Source organism: Parasediminibacterium schistidii (assembly GCF_046546515.1).
Classification (GTDB): Bacteria; Bacteroidota; Bacteroidia; order Chitinophagales; family Chitinophagaceae; genus Parasediminibacterium.
Genome location: NZ_JBKHKJ010000003.1, coordinates 77,136 through 93,062 on the forward strand (window position 1 = coordinate 77,136; position 15,927 = coordinate 93,062).

A 15,927-nucleotide genomic window follows, 5' to 3' on the forward strand; every position below is an offset into this window, starting at 1 on the left:
AATTAGCCATTATTTGGCTTAACATTGCAGTTTATATAAATACTGTATGGCAAGGGACAAAAAAGATGCGGCATTGGGGTTTATTTTCGTAACGCTATTGATAGACATTATTGGGTTTGGGATTATCATCCCCATTCTGCCGCAACTAATACAAGGCTTGATACACGACACGGTAAGCGAGGCATCCCGCTATGGGGGCTGGCTTATTTTTGCTTATTCATTCATGCAGTTCCTCTGCTCCCCTATTATTGGCAACCTCAGCGACCAATATGGCCGCAGACCTGTTTTGCTTTTTTCATTGTTTGGTTTTGGGATAGATTATTTGTTCCTTGCTTTTGCCCCCACCATTGCATGGCTGTTTGTGGGCAGGTTGATTGCAGGCGTTACTGGGGCAAGTATCACTACTGGGTCTGCCTATATTGCCGACATTAGCACACCAGAAAAAAAGGCACAAAACTTCGGGATGATTGGGGCTGCATTTGGGCTAGGCTTTATCATAGGTCCAGTATTGGGTGGGCAGTTGGCGCATTTCGGGGTAAGGGCACCGTTTATAGGCGCAGCTTGCTTGTCCCTCATCAACTGGTTGTATGGTTATTTTATTTTGCCTGAATCGCTAAGCAAAGAAAACCGCCGCCCCTTTCAATGGTCAAGGGCAAACCCGGTTGGCTCGTTGCGTATGCTAAACAAATACCCTGTTATTGCGGGCATGGTTATTTCCATTACACTTATCTATATAGCCTCCCATTCTGTTCAAACTACATGGAGCTATTATACCATAGAAAAATTTGGGTGGTCCAGCAGGATGGTGGGCAACTCGCTTGGAGTAGTGGGCATTTGCGTGATGATAGTGCAGGGCTTGCTGATAAGAAAGATAATACCCAAGCTAGGGCAGGAAAAAAGCGTTTACACAGGGCTTGCTTTGTATGCAATAGGCTTTCTTTTATTTGCGTTTGCTACACAAACTTGGATGATGTTTGCCTTTACGGCTGTTTATTGCCTAGGGGGCATAGCTATGCCAGCTATACAAGGCATTATCTCTACCCATGTGCCACCTAACGAGCAAGGCGAATTGCAAGGTGCTTTAACCAGCCTAATGAGTGCTACCGCTATCATTGGCCCGTTGATAATGACCAATGCTTTTGCATATTTTACTTCATCGGCTGCACCCGTGCATTTCCCTGGCGCACCATTTATAGTAAGTGCGGTGCTTACGTTAATAAGTACCGTGTTGGCGTATAAAAGCCTGAGGAAATAGTTTTAAGTTTTGAGTTTTAGGTTTTAAGTTAAAAAATGCGTTACTATTCTGGTGCAAGTTTGGCTAATCTGCCACGAAGACAAAAAGAAGCACAAAGTTTTAAGAGAAGAAGAAAGAAAAAAAGAAGAAAAATGATGTTATCAATAACTTTTAGCCTTATTTTTCTTCGTGCAGCTTTGAGCCTTTGTGTCTTAGTGGCAACTTTTTTATACATCACAATTTAATTAATGAAGCAACCTATACCCCAATTTGCCGAAGGCAGGGTTTTATTATTCGATAAGCCAATTGGCTGGACAAGCTTTGATATTGTAAGAAAAGTGCGCAATTTGGTGCAAGTGCCTAAAGTAGGCCATGCGGGTACATTAGACCCATTGGCAACTGGCTTATTAATTGTATGCACCGGCAAGTTTACTAAAAAAATAAACGAATACATGGGCATGGAGAAGGAGTATACGGGTACATTTACCCTTGGCAGTACCACGCCCAGCTATGACTTGGAAACTGAACCTACTAACTTTATAGATACTGCTCATTTAACAGAAGATGCTATACATGCTGCAACAGAACAATTTACAGGCGATATATTACAAATGCCACCCCAACATTCCGCCATTAAAAAAGATGGCAAGCCCTTGTATTTGTCTGCAAGGCAGGGCATAGAAGTAAAAGTAGATGCACGGCCTGTAACCATTAAATCATTTATTATCACGCAAATAGAACTGCCTGTGGTGCATTTCAAAGTGGTTTGTTCCACAGGTACTTATATTAGGAGCTTGGCAAAGGATTTTGGTGCAGCATTAGGCGTGGGTGGCTATATGAGCAGCCTTTGCAGGACGAGGATAGGTGAATTTAAAAATGCAGATGCCATTTCAATAGATAGCTTTGAGCAGCAGGTAAGGAGTGGTGCATTTGCTTCTTTGGACTAAATCATAGGCGTATTAATGCACCCCTGCTAAAACTATTTAGCTTTACTTTTCCAAAAAACATCTAACTTGTAGCACTCTTTTAGGCTTGTTGATTATTGATGCCGATTTGTTTTGGCACAATAAATAATAGCATTTTCCTAAAAAGGATATTTTTTCAAATCCTTCATCTATATTTAAAACCATTGTATGTACCTGCTTGTTGGTATATGTAGAATAGCTATTTAAAAAGAAGCATGGCAAATTACCCGCTACCACATAATGAAGAAGAGCGTATAAAAGCGCTAAAAAATTACAACATTTTAGACACTTTGCCCGAAGAGCAATTTGACCGCCTTACTGAACTTGCTTCCGTAATATGCAATGTGCCCATTGCTTTGGTAAGCCTTATAGACGAGGACAGGCAATGGTTTAAATCAAGGCAAGGGCTAGCAGCATCACAAACCCCAAGGAATATTTCTTTTTGCCAATATGCTATTACCAGCCCTAGTGTATTTGAAATAGAAGATGCTACAAAAGATGAACGCTTTAACGCCAACCCTTTGGTTTTGGGAAACCCTGACATAAAATTCTATGCAGGCCATCCATTGGTAGACCCTGATGGATATGCTTTAGGCACGCTTTGCGTAATTGACCGCGTACCTAAAAAATTAAACCAAAACCAACTTAGGGCATTGGAAATATTGGCACAGGAAGTAGTAATGCAAATTGTTGCCAAAAAAGAGAAAAACGAACTTGAAAACTATGAAAGGCTTTTTAACCAATCTAGCGACATTATTTGCCTGATTAGTAAAGACGGGCTTTTCAAAAAAATAAACCCTGCTTTTATTAAAAGTTTGGGCTGGGAAGAAAAAGACTTGATAGATGTGCCTTTTTTGGATTTTATCCATCCTGACGATGCAAAAGCCAGCAAGGAACGAGTGGACAACCTAAGAAAAGGTGAAAAAGAACTGCAAACGATAAGCAGGTTCAGGACTAAAGACAATACCTATAAAATATTGCAATGGAGTGCAAGTACTGATAATGTTTCTGGCAACATTTATGCCATTGCCCATGATATAAGCAAGCTACGCGAGGCAGACAAAAAACTAAGGCTAAGCGAAGAACGCTGGAAATTTGCACTGGAAAACTCTGGCGATGGCCTTTGGGATTGGAACACAGCCACTAATAAAACATTCTATTCCGATAAATGGAAAAAAGTTTTGGGGCATGAGCCGGATGAAATTGGCGACACGCTTGAAGAATGGTCAACAAGGGTACACCCTGACGACCTTGCAGATTGCATTGAAGCACTGGAAAGCCATTTTAGGGGCGAAACACCTATCTATTCAAAAGAATTTAGGATGCGTTGCAAAGATGGGGGCTACAAATGGATACTTGCAAGGGGCAAAGTAATTGACTGGACTAGCGATAAAAAACCATTGAGGGTAGTAGGCATACACACCGACCTGACAGAGCGCAAACGGGCAGAAGATTTGATAGTAAAAGCAAAAGAACAAGCAGAAGCTGCCAATGTTGCCAAATCGGATTTTTTAGCCAATATGAGCCATGAAATCCGCACGCCGTTGAACGGGGTTATAGGGTTTACCGATCTGCTATTGCGTACCAACTTAGATGTCACGCAGGTGCAGTATATGTCTGCCGTTTACCAATCGGCTAATTCGCTGCTAGACATTATTAACGACATCCTTGATTTCTCTAAAATAGAAGCTGGCAAGCTAGAGTTAGATATAGAAAAAACAGACCTGCTGGAATTGGTAAACCAAGTGGCGGATGTAATTACCTATCAGGCACACCAGAAAAAACTGGAAGTGCTGCTAAATATAGCACCAGATATTTCTAGGTTTATATGGGCAGATCCCATAAGGATAAGGCAGGTACTGGTAAACTTGCTAGGTAACTCTGTAAAATTTACCCTGCAGGGCGAAATAGAGCTAAAAGTAGCCATACTTTCAGAATCGGATGAGCATGATGGTGAAACCAATTTCAGGTTTTCGGTAAGGGATACGGGTATAGGCATTTTACCAAAGAACCAGCAAAAAATATTTGAAGCATTCTCGCAGGAAGATGCTTCTACTACCCGGAAATATGGCGGCACAGGGCTTGGCCTTACTATATCAAATAAATTGCTATACTTAATGGGCAGCAAGCTGGAATTGGTTAGCGAGCCAGGCAAAGGCACTACTTTTTATTTCGACATTGCATTTAAATCAATGCAAGGCGACCCGATAGAATGGGAAAACATAGACCATATTGAAAATATTCTGATTGTAGATGACAATACCAATAACCGCATTATACTGCAAAATATGCTTGCTATCAAAAACATAGCTTGCGACATGGCAGAAAATGGCGTGGTGGCACTGGAAAAATTAAAATCTGGCAAAAAATACGATGCTATATTAATGGATTACCAAATGCCACAAATGGACGGCATAGAAACCATTAGGAATATACGCATGAATATCCACTTGCAGGCAAAAGAACAGCCTATTATCCTTTTGTATAGCTCTTCTGACGATGAAAGCATCAATATTGCCTGCCGTGAGTTGGAAGTGCAGCAACGCCTTGTAAAACCGATAAAAATAAGGCAGTTGTTCGATTCGCTTTCCAGGATAAGCACCAAAACATCGAAAAATCTTGTTCCTTTGAAAAATGGGGTTGAGTATGAATTAATCAATAAAATTGGTGGCATAATAACCATATTGATTGCAGAAGACAATATCGTAAATATGTTCTTGGCCAAGACAATTATTAACAGTGTTTTGCCCAGTGCTATCATTATAGAAGCTACCGATGGCAAAGAGGCAATATCTCAATTTAAAAAAGAGAACCCAGATATTATATTTATAGATGTACAGATGCCAGAAATGAACGGCTATGAAGCAACTGCTGCCATCAGGGAAGTAGAAGCATCTATGGGTACGCGAGTGCCTATTATTGCTTTAACTGCCGGCATTGTAAAAGGGGAAAAAGAAAAATGCTTAGAAGCCGGCATGGACGATTATATCAGTAAACCAATAGTGAAAGGGGCAATAGAAAAAGCCTTGGACTATTGGCTTGCAAGCAATAAAAAGGAAGATACTACCCATCATTTTGACGTTGAAAAACTACAAAAACGCCTTGGCAACAATGAGAACATATACAAGCAATTCCTTTTATTGATAAAAAACAACCTCGGCCAGCCTACAACAGATATGATTGAGGGAATGAGAAATTGTTTAAAAAGAAAAGACCTATCGGGGATAAGAACAATTGCACACAAAATAAAAGGCACAGCCTTGTCTGCTTGCTTTGGCGAGCTGGTGGAACTTTCAAAAAAAATTGAACAAGAGCAAGATTTCGAAAATGAGAATATTGGCAAGCTTATAGAGGCTTTAGACAAGGAAGTAATATTTTTAAAAACATTAATTGAGTAAGTGGCATTGTAGAAAACCACATTTACCGATTTTATGACTTTTCGCCTTTTTTTAGCATTTCAACATCAATCGTTTGTATGAAATTTGAGTCTGATTAGTATATATAAATTTTCAGGTTATGAAAAGGCATCAAATAAAACAAGCAGTTTTTTTATTAGTAGTTTCCGCAGTATTTTCCATTAGTTCATTTACCGCTTCTGCTCAACGTGGCGGCGGGCATCACCTTGGCTCTTTTTCTGGTTCTGGCCATTCTTCCCACAGTTCCTTTGGGGGTGGGTTTTCATCTGGTGGTTTTCACGGAAGCCAATCAGTTTACCATGGCGGCAATGTTGGTTACCATGGTGGCAACAATGTATATGCAAGGGCTTCTTATTATCCAAGGGGTTATGGTTATAGCCGTGCCTATTATCCGAATTATGGGTTCTACCCTAGTATCGGTTTCCGTGTAGGCTTTTTGCCTTACGGCTATTACAATTTTTGGCTGGGCAATAGTTGGTGCTATTATTACAACGATGTGTATTACAGGAGGGTAGCCGATGACAATTACGAAGTAATTGCCCCACCTCTTGGTGCTAAAATACCCCAGTTGCCTAGCCATGCAAAAGCTGTAATGATAGATGGCAAACAATACTATGAATGTGAAGGCACTTATTACAGGGAAGAATTGAATGCAAACAACCAAGTGCTTTACACAGTAGTAGGCGTTAATGGCGTGCTAAACCAGCAAGGTGGTGGTGGACAACAACAGCAAATATATGTAGAGCCGCAAATAGGCGATATAGTGCCACAATTGCCTAGTGATTGCAAGCCTGTGTACTTAAACGGCCAGCAATATTTCCTTTCTTCCGCCAATGTGTTTTACCAACAAGTTACCGATGGCAACAACACAGCTTATAAAATAGTGGGGAAATAATTTTTGCCACGATAGCATGAAAATACCAAGAAGCACAAAATTTTAAGAAAGAAGAAAAATAAGGCACATATTTCTTCTTTCTGTTTTTTAATGCAACTTTGAGACTTTGAAGCACCCAATATCACATCTATACCCTTTCAGGATAAACAGGTGTTTTTATATCATGATAAAATAAGAATATCCAGTTTTCCTGCAAGCCCTGCTGCCACCATTGCTGGCGCAGTTCCATGCACTTTTTGCCATTAAAATCGTATTTAGCCACGAACTTGCTTTTCATTTGCTGCAATTGCGGCGCATCGTCGCCACCAAAAAAAATAGTCTCCCCTCCTATTTTTAACCAAAAAACCTGATGGAATGGGCTATGCCCACCCGTAATTTCATGCTTTATAAAGCCTTCTATTTCCCCATCTCCATCCAGCCAATGCACTTGTGGATTATTTTCCAGTACTCCTATTTCTTCTGTCATGAAAGTAGGGTATGAAGTATCCATGGCAAATTCAAATTCCTTCTTTTGCACATAGTAGGTAGCATTGGGGAACGCAAGGCGATAATTGCCAAAGCTATCTTTTTTGCTTACCCCGCCTGCATGGTCTTTATGCAAATGACTCATCAATACTTTGGTAACACTTGCTGGGTCTATCCCCTTTTCAAGCAGGTTGGCGTGTATTTGCAATTGCTTGCCCTTGCTAAACCCTAGACCGGCATCAATCACAATTATGTCCTTTTCTGTTACAATACAAAAGGGCTGCACTTCTACAAGCAAACTGCCTATCGGCCGTTGCTGTAAATCGTCATTCTCAAGATTGAAGGGGACAAATATTTTGGTTTTGTCTATAGTAAATGCGCCTTCTGAAAGTGGAATGATTTGCCCCCCATTCTCACCCCCATCCCCTAAGGGGGGGATATTGATTGGTGGTTGGTTATTTTTTTCGTAATCCATTTTATCCAATAGTTTAAATACATTATTTCAAAATATTACGCCGTTGAAATCCTCGGCATCTTGCTCCCTTTATGGTTGGGGTTTATCTCAATACCATCTGCCTATCAGCATCTAATCTTACTAAGATAAATAACAAAATAGTAAAGCCCAGCAAAGACGATCCTCCATAGCTAATCAATGGAAGCGTAATGCCAATGATGGGGAACAAGCCGATGGTCATGCAAACATTTACCACGATATGGAAAAACAAAATACAGGCTACGCTATAAGCATATACCCTGCTGAATATACTTCGTTGCTTCTCGGCTGTATTGATAATACGGAGCAGCAGGAAAAGGTATAGACCTAAAAATACCACGCAACCAGCAAGCCCAAAAGCCTCGCCAATACTCGTAAAAATAAAGTCTGTATGCTGTTCCGGCACATACTTGCCACGGGTTTGCGTGCCTTTTAAAAATCCCTTCCCTATCAAACCACCTGAGCCAATGGCTATTTTACTTTGGCGTACATTATAATCATCAGGCTTTTTGGCTGCCTTTTCCTTGTCTGCAACCCTGCGTAAGGCACTTTTGTTTTGGCTACAATCATAATCCTTGCCCACCATGCTAAAAATACGGGTACTTTGGTAGCACTGGAACACATTATTGAAAATATAAGGCACAGCAAAACGCTGTACGCCCACGCAGATAGCCCAAACAATAATAATGGTTGCCAGCAAGTTTTTATTGCGCTTGCGTACCCTTTTTGTAAAATAAATGGTTGCACCAGCAATAATAGTAAGGGCGATGGCCAGTATATTGGGACTTACAACAAGCGTTGCAATAACCAATGCTCCAAAAGAAAAGCCAATAATCAATAAACCCGGGGGCAACCCTTCGCGGTACATGACTATAAAAAAAGAAAAATATACCAAAGCAAGCCCAGTTTCATTTTGCAAAATGGATAAAAAAGCAGGTGCAAGGGCTATACAGCCACCTATTAGCTGGGAACGGAGCTTTGTAAAATCTGTTTCTTGCCGTGCTAGGAATTTGGCTAACGCCAGTGCAGTAAAAATTTTGCATATTTCTGCAGGCTGCAGGTTAAAGCCCCCCCCTAGCGGTATCCAACTTTTGGAACCATTGATGCTTTTGCCAATTACAAAAGTGGCCAGCATCAGCACGATGCCAAAAGTGTACATCAGGTTTGCAAAAGCGGTGAATAGCTTGCTGTCTGCCAACAATATAAACACTGCCATGACCACGCAGATGCTGCTAAACATCAACTGCTTGCTATAGTTGGTTTTGCCAGCTAGGAAAGATTGGAGCAGGTTGCCGCCGGGCTTATATTCCACCATGAAAATACATAAGATGCCTATGCCTAGCAACAAAGCATATAGCCATACAATTACCCAATCTACACCCTGTGATATTACTTTATTATTTTTAGTACTAGTAGGCATTTATATAATAGGGTTAGGCTTTTGCAGTTTTTTTAATGTAATTATTTTTTCGTTCATCAGTCAAAATTGCTGCATTGTTAAATGCCATCCTTTTTTTGCCCGAATCCCTTGCGGGCTTTGCCTTTGCCGCTCTCGGCACAACTTCCTTTGAAGAAGTGGTATCTATTTTAATATCCTCCTCAGTGGTATCATCCGTTTCTTTTTGTTGTTGTATTTGCAGCTGGCTATTCATTTTTGCTTGCTTTATGGAGTCCATTCTTGCCATTGCTGCCCTCATCAAAGGGGGTATCAGGTTTGTTTTTGCCAATTGCTCTACCCTAGCTTGCCTTTCTGGCTCTGTAATAGAATCTTTTAAATATTTTTCAATCATCAAGCTGGCTATTGGTGCAGAGGAGGCTGCACCAAAGCCTGCATTCTCACATATCATGGCAATGGCTATGCGTGGGTTGTCCCTTGGTGCAAATGCCCCGAAAAAAGCATGGTCTTTTTGCTTTACCATTACCCCATTTACCTTTGCCGAGTTTTGCACTGTGCCTGTTTTGCCGCAAACAACTATGCCTGGCACTTTTGCCTCTGCGCCAGTGCCAAACTCCATTACCGCCTGCATACCATTCTGCACGTCTTCAAAAACACTATCAGGTACGCCCTTGGTTAGGTGCTTTACTTTGAATGTATCCAATAGCCCATACTCATCGCCTCCTTCAATAGAATCTACCAGATGGGGCGTATAATAATAGCCCCTGTTGGCAATGGTTGCCATCACATTGGCCAATTGCACAATGGTGGTTTGCACTTCGCCCTGCCCAATGGCATTGGAAATGATATTACAGGAATTCCAGTTTCGGCCAAATATCTTGCGGTAATAAGATGAAATAGGCAGGTTGCCGTTTTTTTCTGATGGCACATCTACCCCAAGCCTATGACCTAGCCCAAAGGAACGGGCATACTCATTGAAACTTTTCAGCCCACTGTCTGCGCCATTAAATTTAGGCTGGTCAAGCGTTCTTTTAAAAACAGTTGCGAAATAGGTATTGCAGCTATGGGCTATGGCCTCTTTGAGGTTAAAATAGCCTGGGTCAAGGCATTTGGGCTTGCCATTGCCACAGCCATAAAAAGCACCAGAACAACCTATGCGGCTGCTTTCGTTTATTACGCCTTCGGAAAGACCAATGATGCCCACAATGGTTTTAAAAGTAGAACCAGGTGAATATTTAGTGCTTACTGTACGGTTGAGCAAAGGCAGGCGCGGGTCTAGTGCCAATTCGCCATAATGTTTTCGGCGTTGGTTACCTGTTAAATAATTGGGGTTGTAGGTTGGTGCACTTATCATGCATAAAATGCCGCCTGTTTTTGGGTTTACTGCAACAATACTACCCACTTTGTTTGTCATTAGTTTTTCGCCTAGCTGTTGCAGTTCTACATCTAGGCTTAGGTGCAGGTTTTTCCCAGCAACGGCGGAAGTATCATACCTTCCATTTTCAAAGGGGCCTTGTATGCGGCTTTTATTGTCCCGAATAAACCTTTTTACGCCACGGCTACCCATCAATAGTTTCTCATAATTCCTTTCCAGACCAGTCATGCCTGCATAATCGCCTGTTTCGTAGCCTTCGTCTTTGTGCTTGCGCAAAAAACTACTGTCAACCTCAGCCGTATAGCCTAGTATATTGGCAGCAGTACTGTAAGGGTACATCCTGGCAGAACGCTCATTGAGTACAAATCCGGGGAACTTGTACATGTTTTCATTCAGCCTCCCATACATCTCAGGAGAAAGCAAAGGCTCAAAAACACTTGGCCGCACGCTCCCGTTTTTAAAAGCAATGTCTTTAATCCTCTTCTTGTATTCTGTAGTATCAATATCAAGTAGTTTGCACAGGCTTAGCGTGTCTATTCCTTTGGCTTCAACAGGCGTTACCACCAAGTCGTACATGATTGTATTTTCTAGTATGCTCCTGTTTTTCCTGTCATAAACAATGCCCCTGTCTGGATAAATGATTTTTCTGTAAATGGCGTTGTTTTCTGCTGCTAGCTTGTATTTGGAAGAAAATACCTGAAGGTTTATCAATTGGCCAAGTATAATCATAAACATAAGCCCAAAAGCTATCTGGATAATACCACTGCGACTTTGATTGAATACCGACATAATTGATTAGGTGGAAATTTGTAATACTGAACCGTGTAAAGTTGCCGATTACAAATGGATATTGCAAGAAAATAAACAATAAAATTTACCCACATAAGTGGTAAGTCATAAGTAGTAAGTCGTAAGTTATTAGTAATAGATTACCCATTAAATAATTTATGCCGCTTGATGGGCTTGCCTTTGCGTATGAGCACAGCATGATAAATACCTGGGACATCGTTTGCCCAATTTTTCAATAATAGTATAATCCCGATAATTTCTAGCCTAGTTATAAGGCCTATATAAAAAGAGAGCTGGAACAATACCCCAGCATTGCATGTAAGCATTACCTGGATTAAGGTAGAAAACAAAACCAAGACCCATAATTTTGAGGAGATACTATGCGTTGCTACTTCTTTCCGAAATTTCAAGAAACAAACTAAGTATGCAAGCCCTTCCAATAATAGTATGATAACCATTTGTATTTTATTGCCTAAAAAAAACTGGGGGCATTCTATATAGGTTGCTATGAGTACGCATAAAAAGAAAATCTGGTCTATTGTAGAATCTAACCTACGTAAGTGTTGTGTAGATATATTGAGATGCCTTGCAATAATGCCATCAAAAATATCTGTCAACAACCCAATTGTGAAAAGCACAACAGCAATTACTGGATAATAGCTTATATGCAAATAACTAAACATTAGTATAATGCCGCCAATTAGTAACCTAGAATAAATCAATAATTTCGGGATATATCTTGTGTAAAATATCATTGGTTTTATAGCTAAATTAATTAGTGTGCATAAAAGTTTTTCGCTTTTTTATTAAAAAATCAACTTAGCCCAACCTCACCCCTCCCGAAAGACCGAGACAAGTTACCCAAAGGAAAAGATAACAGGATCAGGGCAAGGTGACAATAATTGCACATTTTTATAATATTTATTTCATTACTTTTTTTATTAAAATAGTTTCAGTTTTGCCATTTTGGTGGGATTTTTACGCTGTTTCTTTTTTCAAAAATCGTTGCCACCCTTGTAAGCCATTGATTATCAATTACAACATCAAATTTTTGTGCGTGATTTGTGCTTATTTTGTGCTTATTTTTTGAGTAATTTGTGCGTATTTTATGCTCATTTTATGCTCATTTTGTGCTTGATTTGTGCGTATTTTACAGCCATTAATACAAGACCAAATTTTGTAACTACAACTATCTTAATATTAGTAAAAAAAGAGCTACGAGTAGGATGCCAAGAAACGAGTTTTGTAAGTAGTTTGTATCAAGTGCATTCCTAAACAAAGATACTATTTTTATAGATTGAGGGGTATCAGGACAAAGCGAAAAAGTTTTATGCACCCATTATGCTACCCCAAAAAACACTTTCCATATTTTTTTATATAATACCACTATACCCACATAATAGAGCCAACCTCTATATTTGCAACCCCAATTAGGTTTGCTAATTTGTTGTACATGAAAGAAATAGGCGCTATACCTTCTATTAGCATTGACACAATCATAGCCAATACGGGCAGGGCAAAGGCTGCAAACGATTTTCATGTTTTTAAAAGCAGCGAGCTAGACAAAACTAAAAGGCCTGCAAGGCCAGTAAGGATTGACCATTTTATTATCGTGTTAGTTACAGAAGGCACTGCACATATAAAAATAAACCTAGTAGATTACAGGATAGAGAAAAACAGCCTGCTAATTATTTCGCCCAATACAATCCATGAATTTATACAGCAAACAGATTATCATTTTATAGGCACTGGCTTTGTGCCTGCGTTCCTGTCGCAAATAGGATTCAACAAAAAACATATAGATGCTTTTGGCTTTTTCTCGACCAACAGCGACCCCTATTTCCCATTAGCACAAAAGGAAGCCGACATTTTGGTGAACCTAATGCTAATGCTGCACGAAAAAGACCATTCAACAGACGAGCATCCTTTTAAAGAAGAGGTTATACACCATGCGTTCAACTTATTGATGTTTGAACTGGCAGCCATAGCCCGGAAATACAGAGAAAATACAGTGGTGAAACTTACTAGAAAGGAAGATATACTAATGGCTTTTTTGCGTGTACTGCCACTACATTTTAAAGAAGAGCGGAGCGTGCAGTTTTATGCCAGTTTGTTGTTTATTACCCCTAAGCATTTAACCAAGACTGTAAAGGAAATAACCAATAAAACCTGTGGGGAGTTAATAGACGACATGGTAATCATGGAGGCAAAAGTGCTGCTGAACGATGTAACCCTATCTGTTGCAAACGTGGCAGACCTACTCAACTTTAGCGATCAGTTTTTCTTTAGTAAGTTTTTTAAGAAACATACTAGCCTTACCCCTTCGGAGTATAGGAAAAGCCTGTAAGGATTGAAATTCAAGCCATTGGGCGTTTATTTATAATTTTACGCCATATAGACATATTAATTGCACTTTTAAACATCACATTAAAGAAAAATACGAAAGAACTTTGTAATTGATTTAATACATAATTATGCAGGATATAAGCAATAGGCTAACAGGCAAAATTGTTTTAATTGCTGGGGGGGCCACGGTACATGGCAGGGGGATTGTGCATTACTTTTTAAAGGCAAATGCTACCGTAATTGTTCCGGGTACTAGCTTACAGGGCTTGAATGGATTAAAAGCAAGCATAGAAAACATTAATACTGGCCACCTTATTACGCACCTTACGGAGCTGCCAGATTATGACAAGGCTTTTGACATTGCCGAAACCATCGTGGAAGAATTTGGCAAAATAGATATTGGCATTGGCGTTTTTAGCAATGCCCCTTGCAGCAGTATGCTTACAGAAGCACATATAAACGACTGGCAGCAGATGATAGACACAGAGGTTACGCCTTTTTTTGTGTGTGCCCGTCTGATACTGAATGCGATGAAATTGATTGAGGATGGCCTTTATGTAAACGTTTGCTATGGCAAAGATTTTGAGGATGGCAATTATGCACCATTGTCTAAAATAGCACAAAATGCAAAGATGGAAATGTCTAAAATTTTTGCAGAAGAAAGCAAGAAGCACAACGTGAGGTACCAACATCTTTGGGTGAAACCAACGGATGATGGCGACAACAACCTTGCTAATTTAAATAGTGCAGAAACAATTGGCACGGAGATATTGAAATTGTTTATCGAAAAAACAGAAAATACAGATTGTATTTTTCATTCTATCCCCGAAAATGCTGGTGCATGATGCCTTCTCGTATTATGTTATTTTTACCAGCATTGCTTTAAAAGCCAATGCCACATACTTATTGTTAGCCCACATTTTATTAAAACCCCATATCCCTAGAATAGCACATGCTATGCCCGCCAAAACATCTAAAATATAGTGGTGGCTATTATAAATGGCTGCATACCATATACCAAGCATTACAAATGCAAAAAAAATATTGATGTAGCCCAATTTGTTTTTTAAGCCATAGTACAATACAATAACCGGGTACGATGAATGGAGGGAAGGCATGGCAGCAAACACATTGGAACTTTTGGCATATATTGAATGGAATACCTGCACATGAAAAAGGCTATCAAACCGCCCTAAGCCTGCAACATTGCCAGGGGTATGCGCTATAAACTGGAAGCCATGCTGCTGAACATACCAAGGCGGCGCAGCCGGATAAGTATAATAAACAACAAAGCCTAATAAGTTTACCAACAAGAATGTAGTGGAAAAAGCTATGAACTGGCTGCGGCTTTTATAAAACAAATAACATGCAAACAACATAGGCACAGGTACCCAGCACAAATAAAAAAAACCTGTTATAGTATCTAACATGCTGCTTGTGTGCTGTAACCAAAACTCGTTGGGTGTTAGTATTTTTCCATTGCTAGATATACCGAACAAATACTTTTCTGCATTGTAAAGGCTTTCAATATGCACAGCACTAACTGAGTAATTTGGTAGCGCTTTCATGTAGTCGAAAATAATCCAATACACTATAAATATAGAAAACCCGATAATAAATTTCCTAGTGCCTGCATTGATATAGTATAATGCATTAAAAATACCAGCTAAGAATAGTTGGTCTGATTTAAACCCTACTAATAAAGCCGACAAAGCCAAGTACGAAATAGTAATGATAGTTGTTGCAACAATGCTATTCTTGTGAAAGCCTTTTTTTAGATTATCCTCTTGCCTCATTATGCTGTTTCTTAGGAAAGTCTGATTGAAAAATTACATCCCACAATGCGGATGATACGCCATAACCTTTGGTAGGGTCGTCGTAATGATGCAGCATGTGGTGCTGCTTTATTTTCTTCATTAAAGGATTTTTAAAATTGTAATGGTGCATTGCAAAGTGGAGCATATCGTATATAAGATAGCCAGTAAGAAACCCCGGGAAAAATGCATATAAATCTATCTTATGCTTAAAAATAACATAAAACAAAAAATAAAAAACTGTTGCCAAAGGTATGCTTGCAGAGGGGGGCATTACCAGCCTTTTAGCATCTTTGGGATAATCGTGGTGCACACCATGGAAAATGAAATGGATGCGCTTGCCCCATGCAGAGCTAGGCTGAAAATGAAAAACAAAGCGGTGCAATAAGTATTCTGTGGCTGTCCAAACCAGCAACCCTATCAAATAATAAAAAATAAAAGCCTCAAGACCTATTTTACCTGTGAAAGCCTTGAAAGAAAAAAAAGCGATTACTGGTATATAAATAAAAAGCGGAACGCTAAAATGCACTTTTGACATGGACTCCATTAGACCATTACTAAACATCCTACTCGATTCTGTAGAATTTGAGACGTAATTCTTTTTCATGTTTCAACTTTTAATGCCCACTAACAAAAACAGTTACTACGCAAGTTTTTTTGCCACTAAGGCTGAAAGACTCAAAGTGGCACTAAGGAAATAAAGAAGAAGAAAAGAAAAACTGTTTTATATTATCCAATG

At 39.7% G+C, this 15,927-nt stretch carries 13 protein-coding genes; 7 read left to right on the plus strand and 6 right to left on the minus strand.

Features of this window, described 5'->3' with window-relative positions:
* Window positions 1-46 precede the first annotated feature (46 nt).
* From ACHFIY_RS02580 to ACHFIY_RS02600, 5 genes are all read left to right on the plus strand, one after another.
* Complete coding sequence (locus ACHFIY_RS02580) at window positions 47-1,255, plus strand: TCR/Tet family MFS transporter (RefSeq protein ID WP_410844488.1); 1,209 nt, start codon at window positions 47-49, stop codon at window positions 1,253-1,255.
* Between the two features lie 35 nt (window positions 1,256-1,290).
* Window positions 1,291-1,479: a hypothetical protein gene (locus ACHFIY_RS02585; protein WP_410844489.1), complete on the plus strand. Its 189-nt coding sequence runs from the start codon at window positions 1,291-1,293 to the stop codon at window positions 1,477-1,479.
* A gap of 3 nt (window positions 1,480-1,482) precedes the next feature.
* Window positions 1,483-2,181, plus strand: coding sequence for a tRNA pseudouridine(55) synthase TruB (gene truB / locus ACHFIY_RS02590; protein ID WP_410844490.1), 699 nt, complete (start codon window positions 1,483-1,485; stop codon window positions 2,179-2,181).
* A 233-nt stretch (window positions 2,182-2,414) separates the two neighbouring features.
* A complete protein-coding gene (locus tag ACHFIY_RS02595) occupies window positions 2,415-5,597 on the plus strand; it encodes a response regulator (protein WP_410844491.1) in 3,183 nt (1,060 codons plus the stop codon).
* Between the two features lie 118 nt (window positions 5,598-5,715).
* On the plus strand, window positions 5,716-6,510 hold the full coding sequence (locus ACHFIY_RS02600) for a DUF6515 family protein (RefSeq protein ID WP_410844492.1): 795 nt from the start codon (window positions 5,716-5,718) through the stop codon (window positions 6,508-6,510).
* A 127-nt stretch (window positions 6,511-6,637) separates the two neighbouring features.
* On the opposite strand, the gene ACHFIY_RS02605 is transcribed toward ACHFIY_RS02600, so the two are convergent.
* The 4 genes from ACHFIY_RS02605 to ACHFIY_RS02620 all read right to left on the minus strand — a co-directional run bounded on the left by ACHFIY_RS02605 (window position 6,638) and on the right by ACHFIY_RS02620 (window position 11,783).
* Entirely contained in the window at window positions 6,638-7,450 is an 813-nt protein-coding gene (locus ACHFIY_RS02605; protein WP_410844493.1) for an MBL fold metallo-hydrolase, read from the minus strand.
* Window positions 7,451-7,532: 82 nt separating this feature from the next.
* Window positions 7,533-8,888 carry a rod shape-determining protein RodA gene (gene rodA / locus ACHFIY_RS02610; RefSeq protein WP_410844494.1) on the minus strand — a complete coding sequence of 452 codons (1,356 nt, stop codon included), beginning with the start codon at window positions 8,886-8,888 and terminating at the stop codon, window positions 7,533-7,535.
* Between the two features lie 13 nt (window positions 8,889-8,901).
* On the minus strand, window positions 8,902-11,028 hold the full coding sequence (mrdA, locus tag ACHFIY_RS02615) for a penicillin-binding protein 2 (RefSeq protein ID WP_410844495.1): 2,127 nt from the start codon (window positions 11,026-11,028) through the stop codon (window positions 8,902-8,904).
* Window positions 11,029-11,168: 140 nt separating this feature from the next.
* On the minus strand, window positions 11,169-11,783 hold the full coding sequence (locus tag ACHFIY_RS02620) for a CDP-alcohol phosphatidyltransferase family protein (protein WP_410844496.1): 615 nt from the start codon (window positions 11,781-11,783) through the stop codon (window positions 11,169-11,171).
* 698 nt (window positions 11,784-12,481) lie between these two features.
* On the opposite strand from ACHFIY_RS02620, the gene ACHFIY_RS02625 reads away from it, so the two are divergent.
* Both ACHFIY_RS02625 and ACHFIY_RS02630 read left to right on the plus strand, forming a co-directional pair.
* Window positions 12,482-13,375 (plus strand): AraC family transcriptional regulator, encoded by an 894-nt coding sequence (locus ACHFIY_RS02625; protein WP_410844497.1) that lies wholly within the window; start codon window positions 12,482-12,484, stop codon window positions 13,373-13,375.
* Between the two features lie 127 nt (window positions 13,376-13,502).
* On the plus strand, window positions 13,503-14,219 hold the full coding sequence (locus tag ACHFIY_RS02630) for an SDR family NAD(P)-dependent oxidoreductase (protein ID WP_410844498.1): 717 nt from the start codon (window positions 13,503-13,505) through the stop codon (window positions 14,217-14,219).
* 12 nt (window positions 14,220-14,231) lie between these two features.
* Here the strand turns inward: ACHFIY_RS02630 and ACHFIY_RS02635 are convergent, their stop codons facing one another.
* Together ACHFIY_RS02635 and ACHFIY_RS02640 are read right to left on the minus strand one after the other, a co-directional pair.
* Window positions 14,232-15,170 (minus strand): phosphatase PAP2 family protein, encoded by a 939-nt coding sequence (locus ACHFIY_RS02635; protein WP_410844499.1) that lies wholly within the window; start codon window positions 15,168-15,170, stop codon window positions 14,232-14,234.
* Window positions 15,154-15,795, minus strand: a complete 642-nt coding sequence (locus ACHFIY_RS02640; RefSeq protein WP_410844500.1) for a sterol desaturase family protein — start codon at window positions 15,793-15,795, stop codon at window positions 15,154-15,156. Before ACHFIY_RS02640 ends, ACHFIY_RS02635 begins: the two co-directional genes overlap by 17 nt.
* Window positions 15,796-15,927 lie beyond the last annotated feature (132 nt).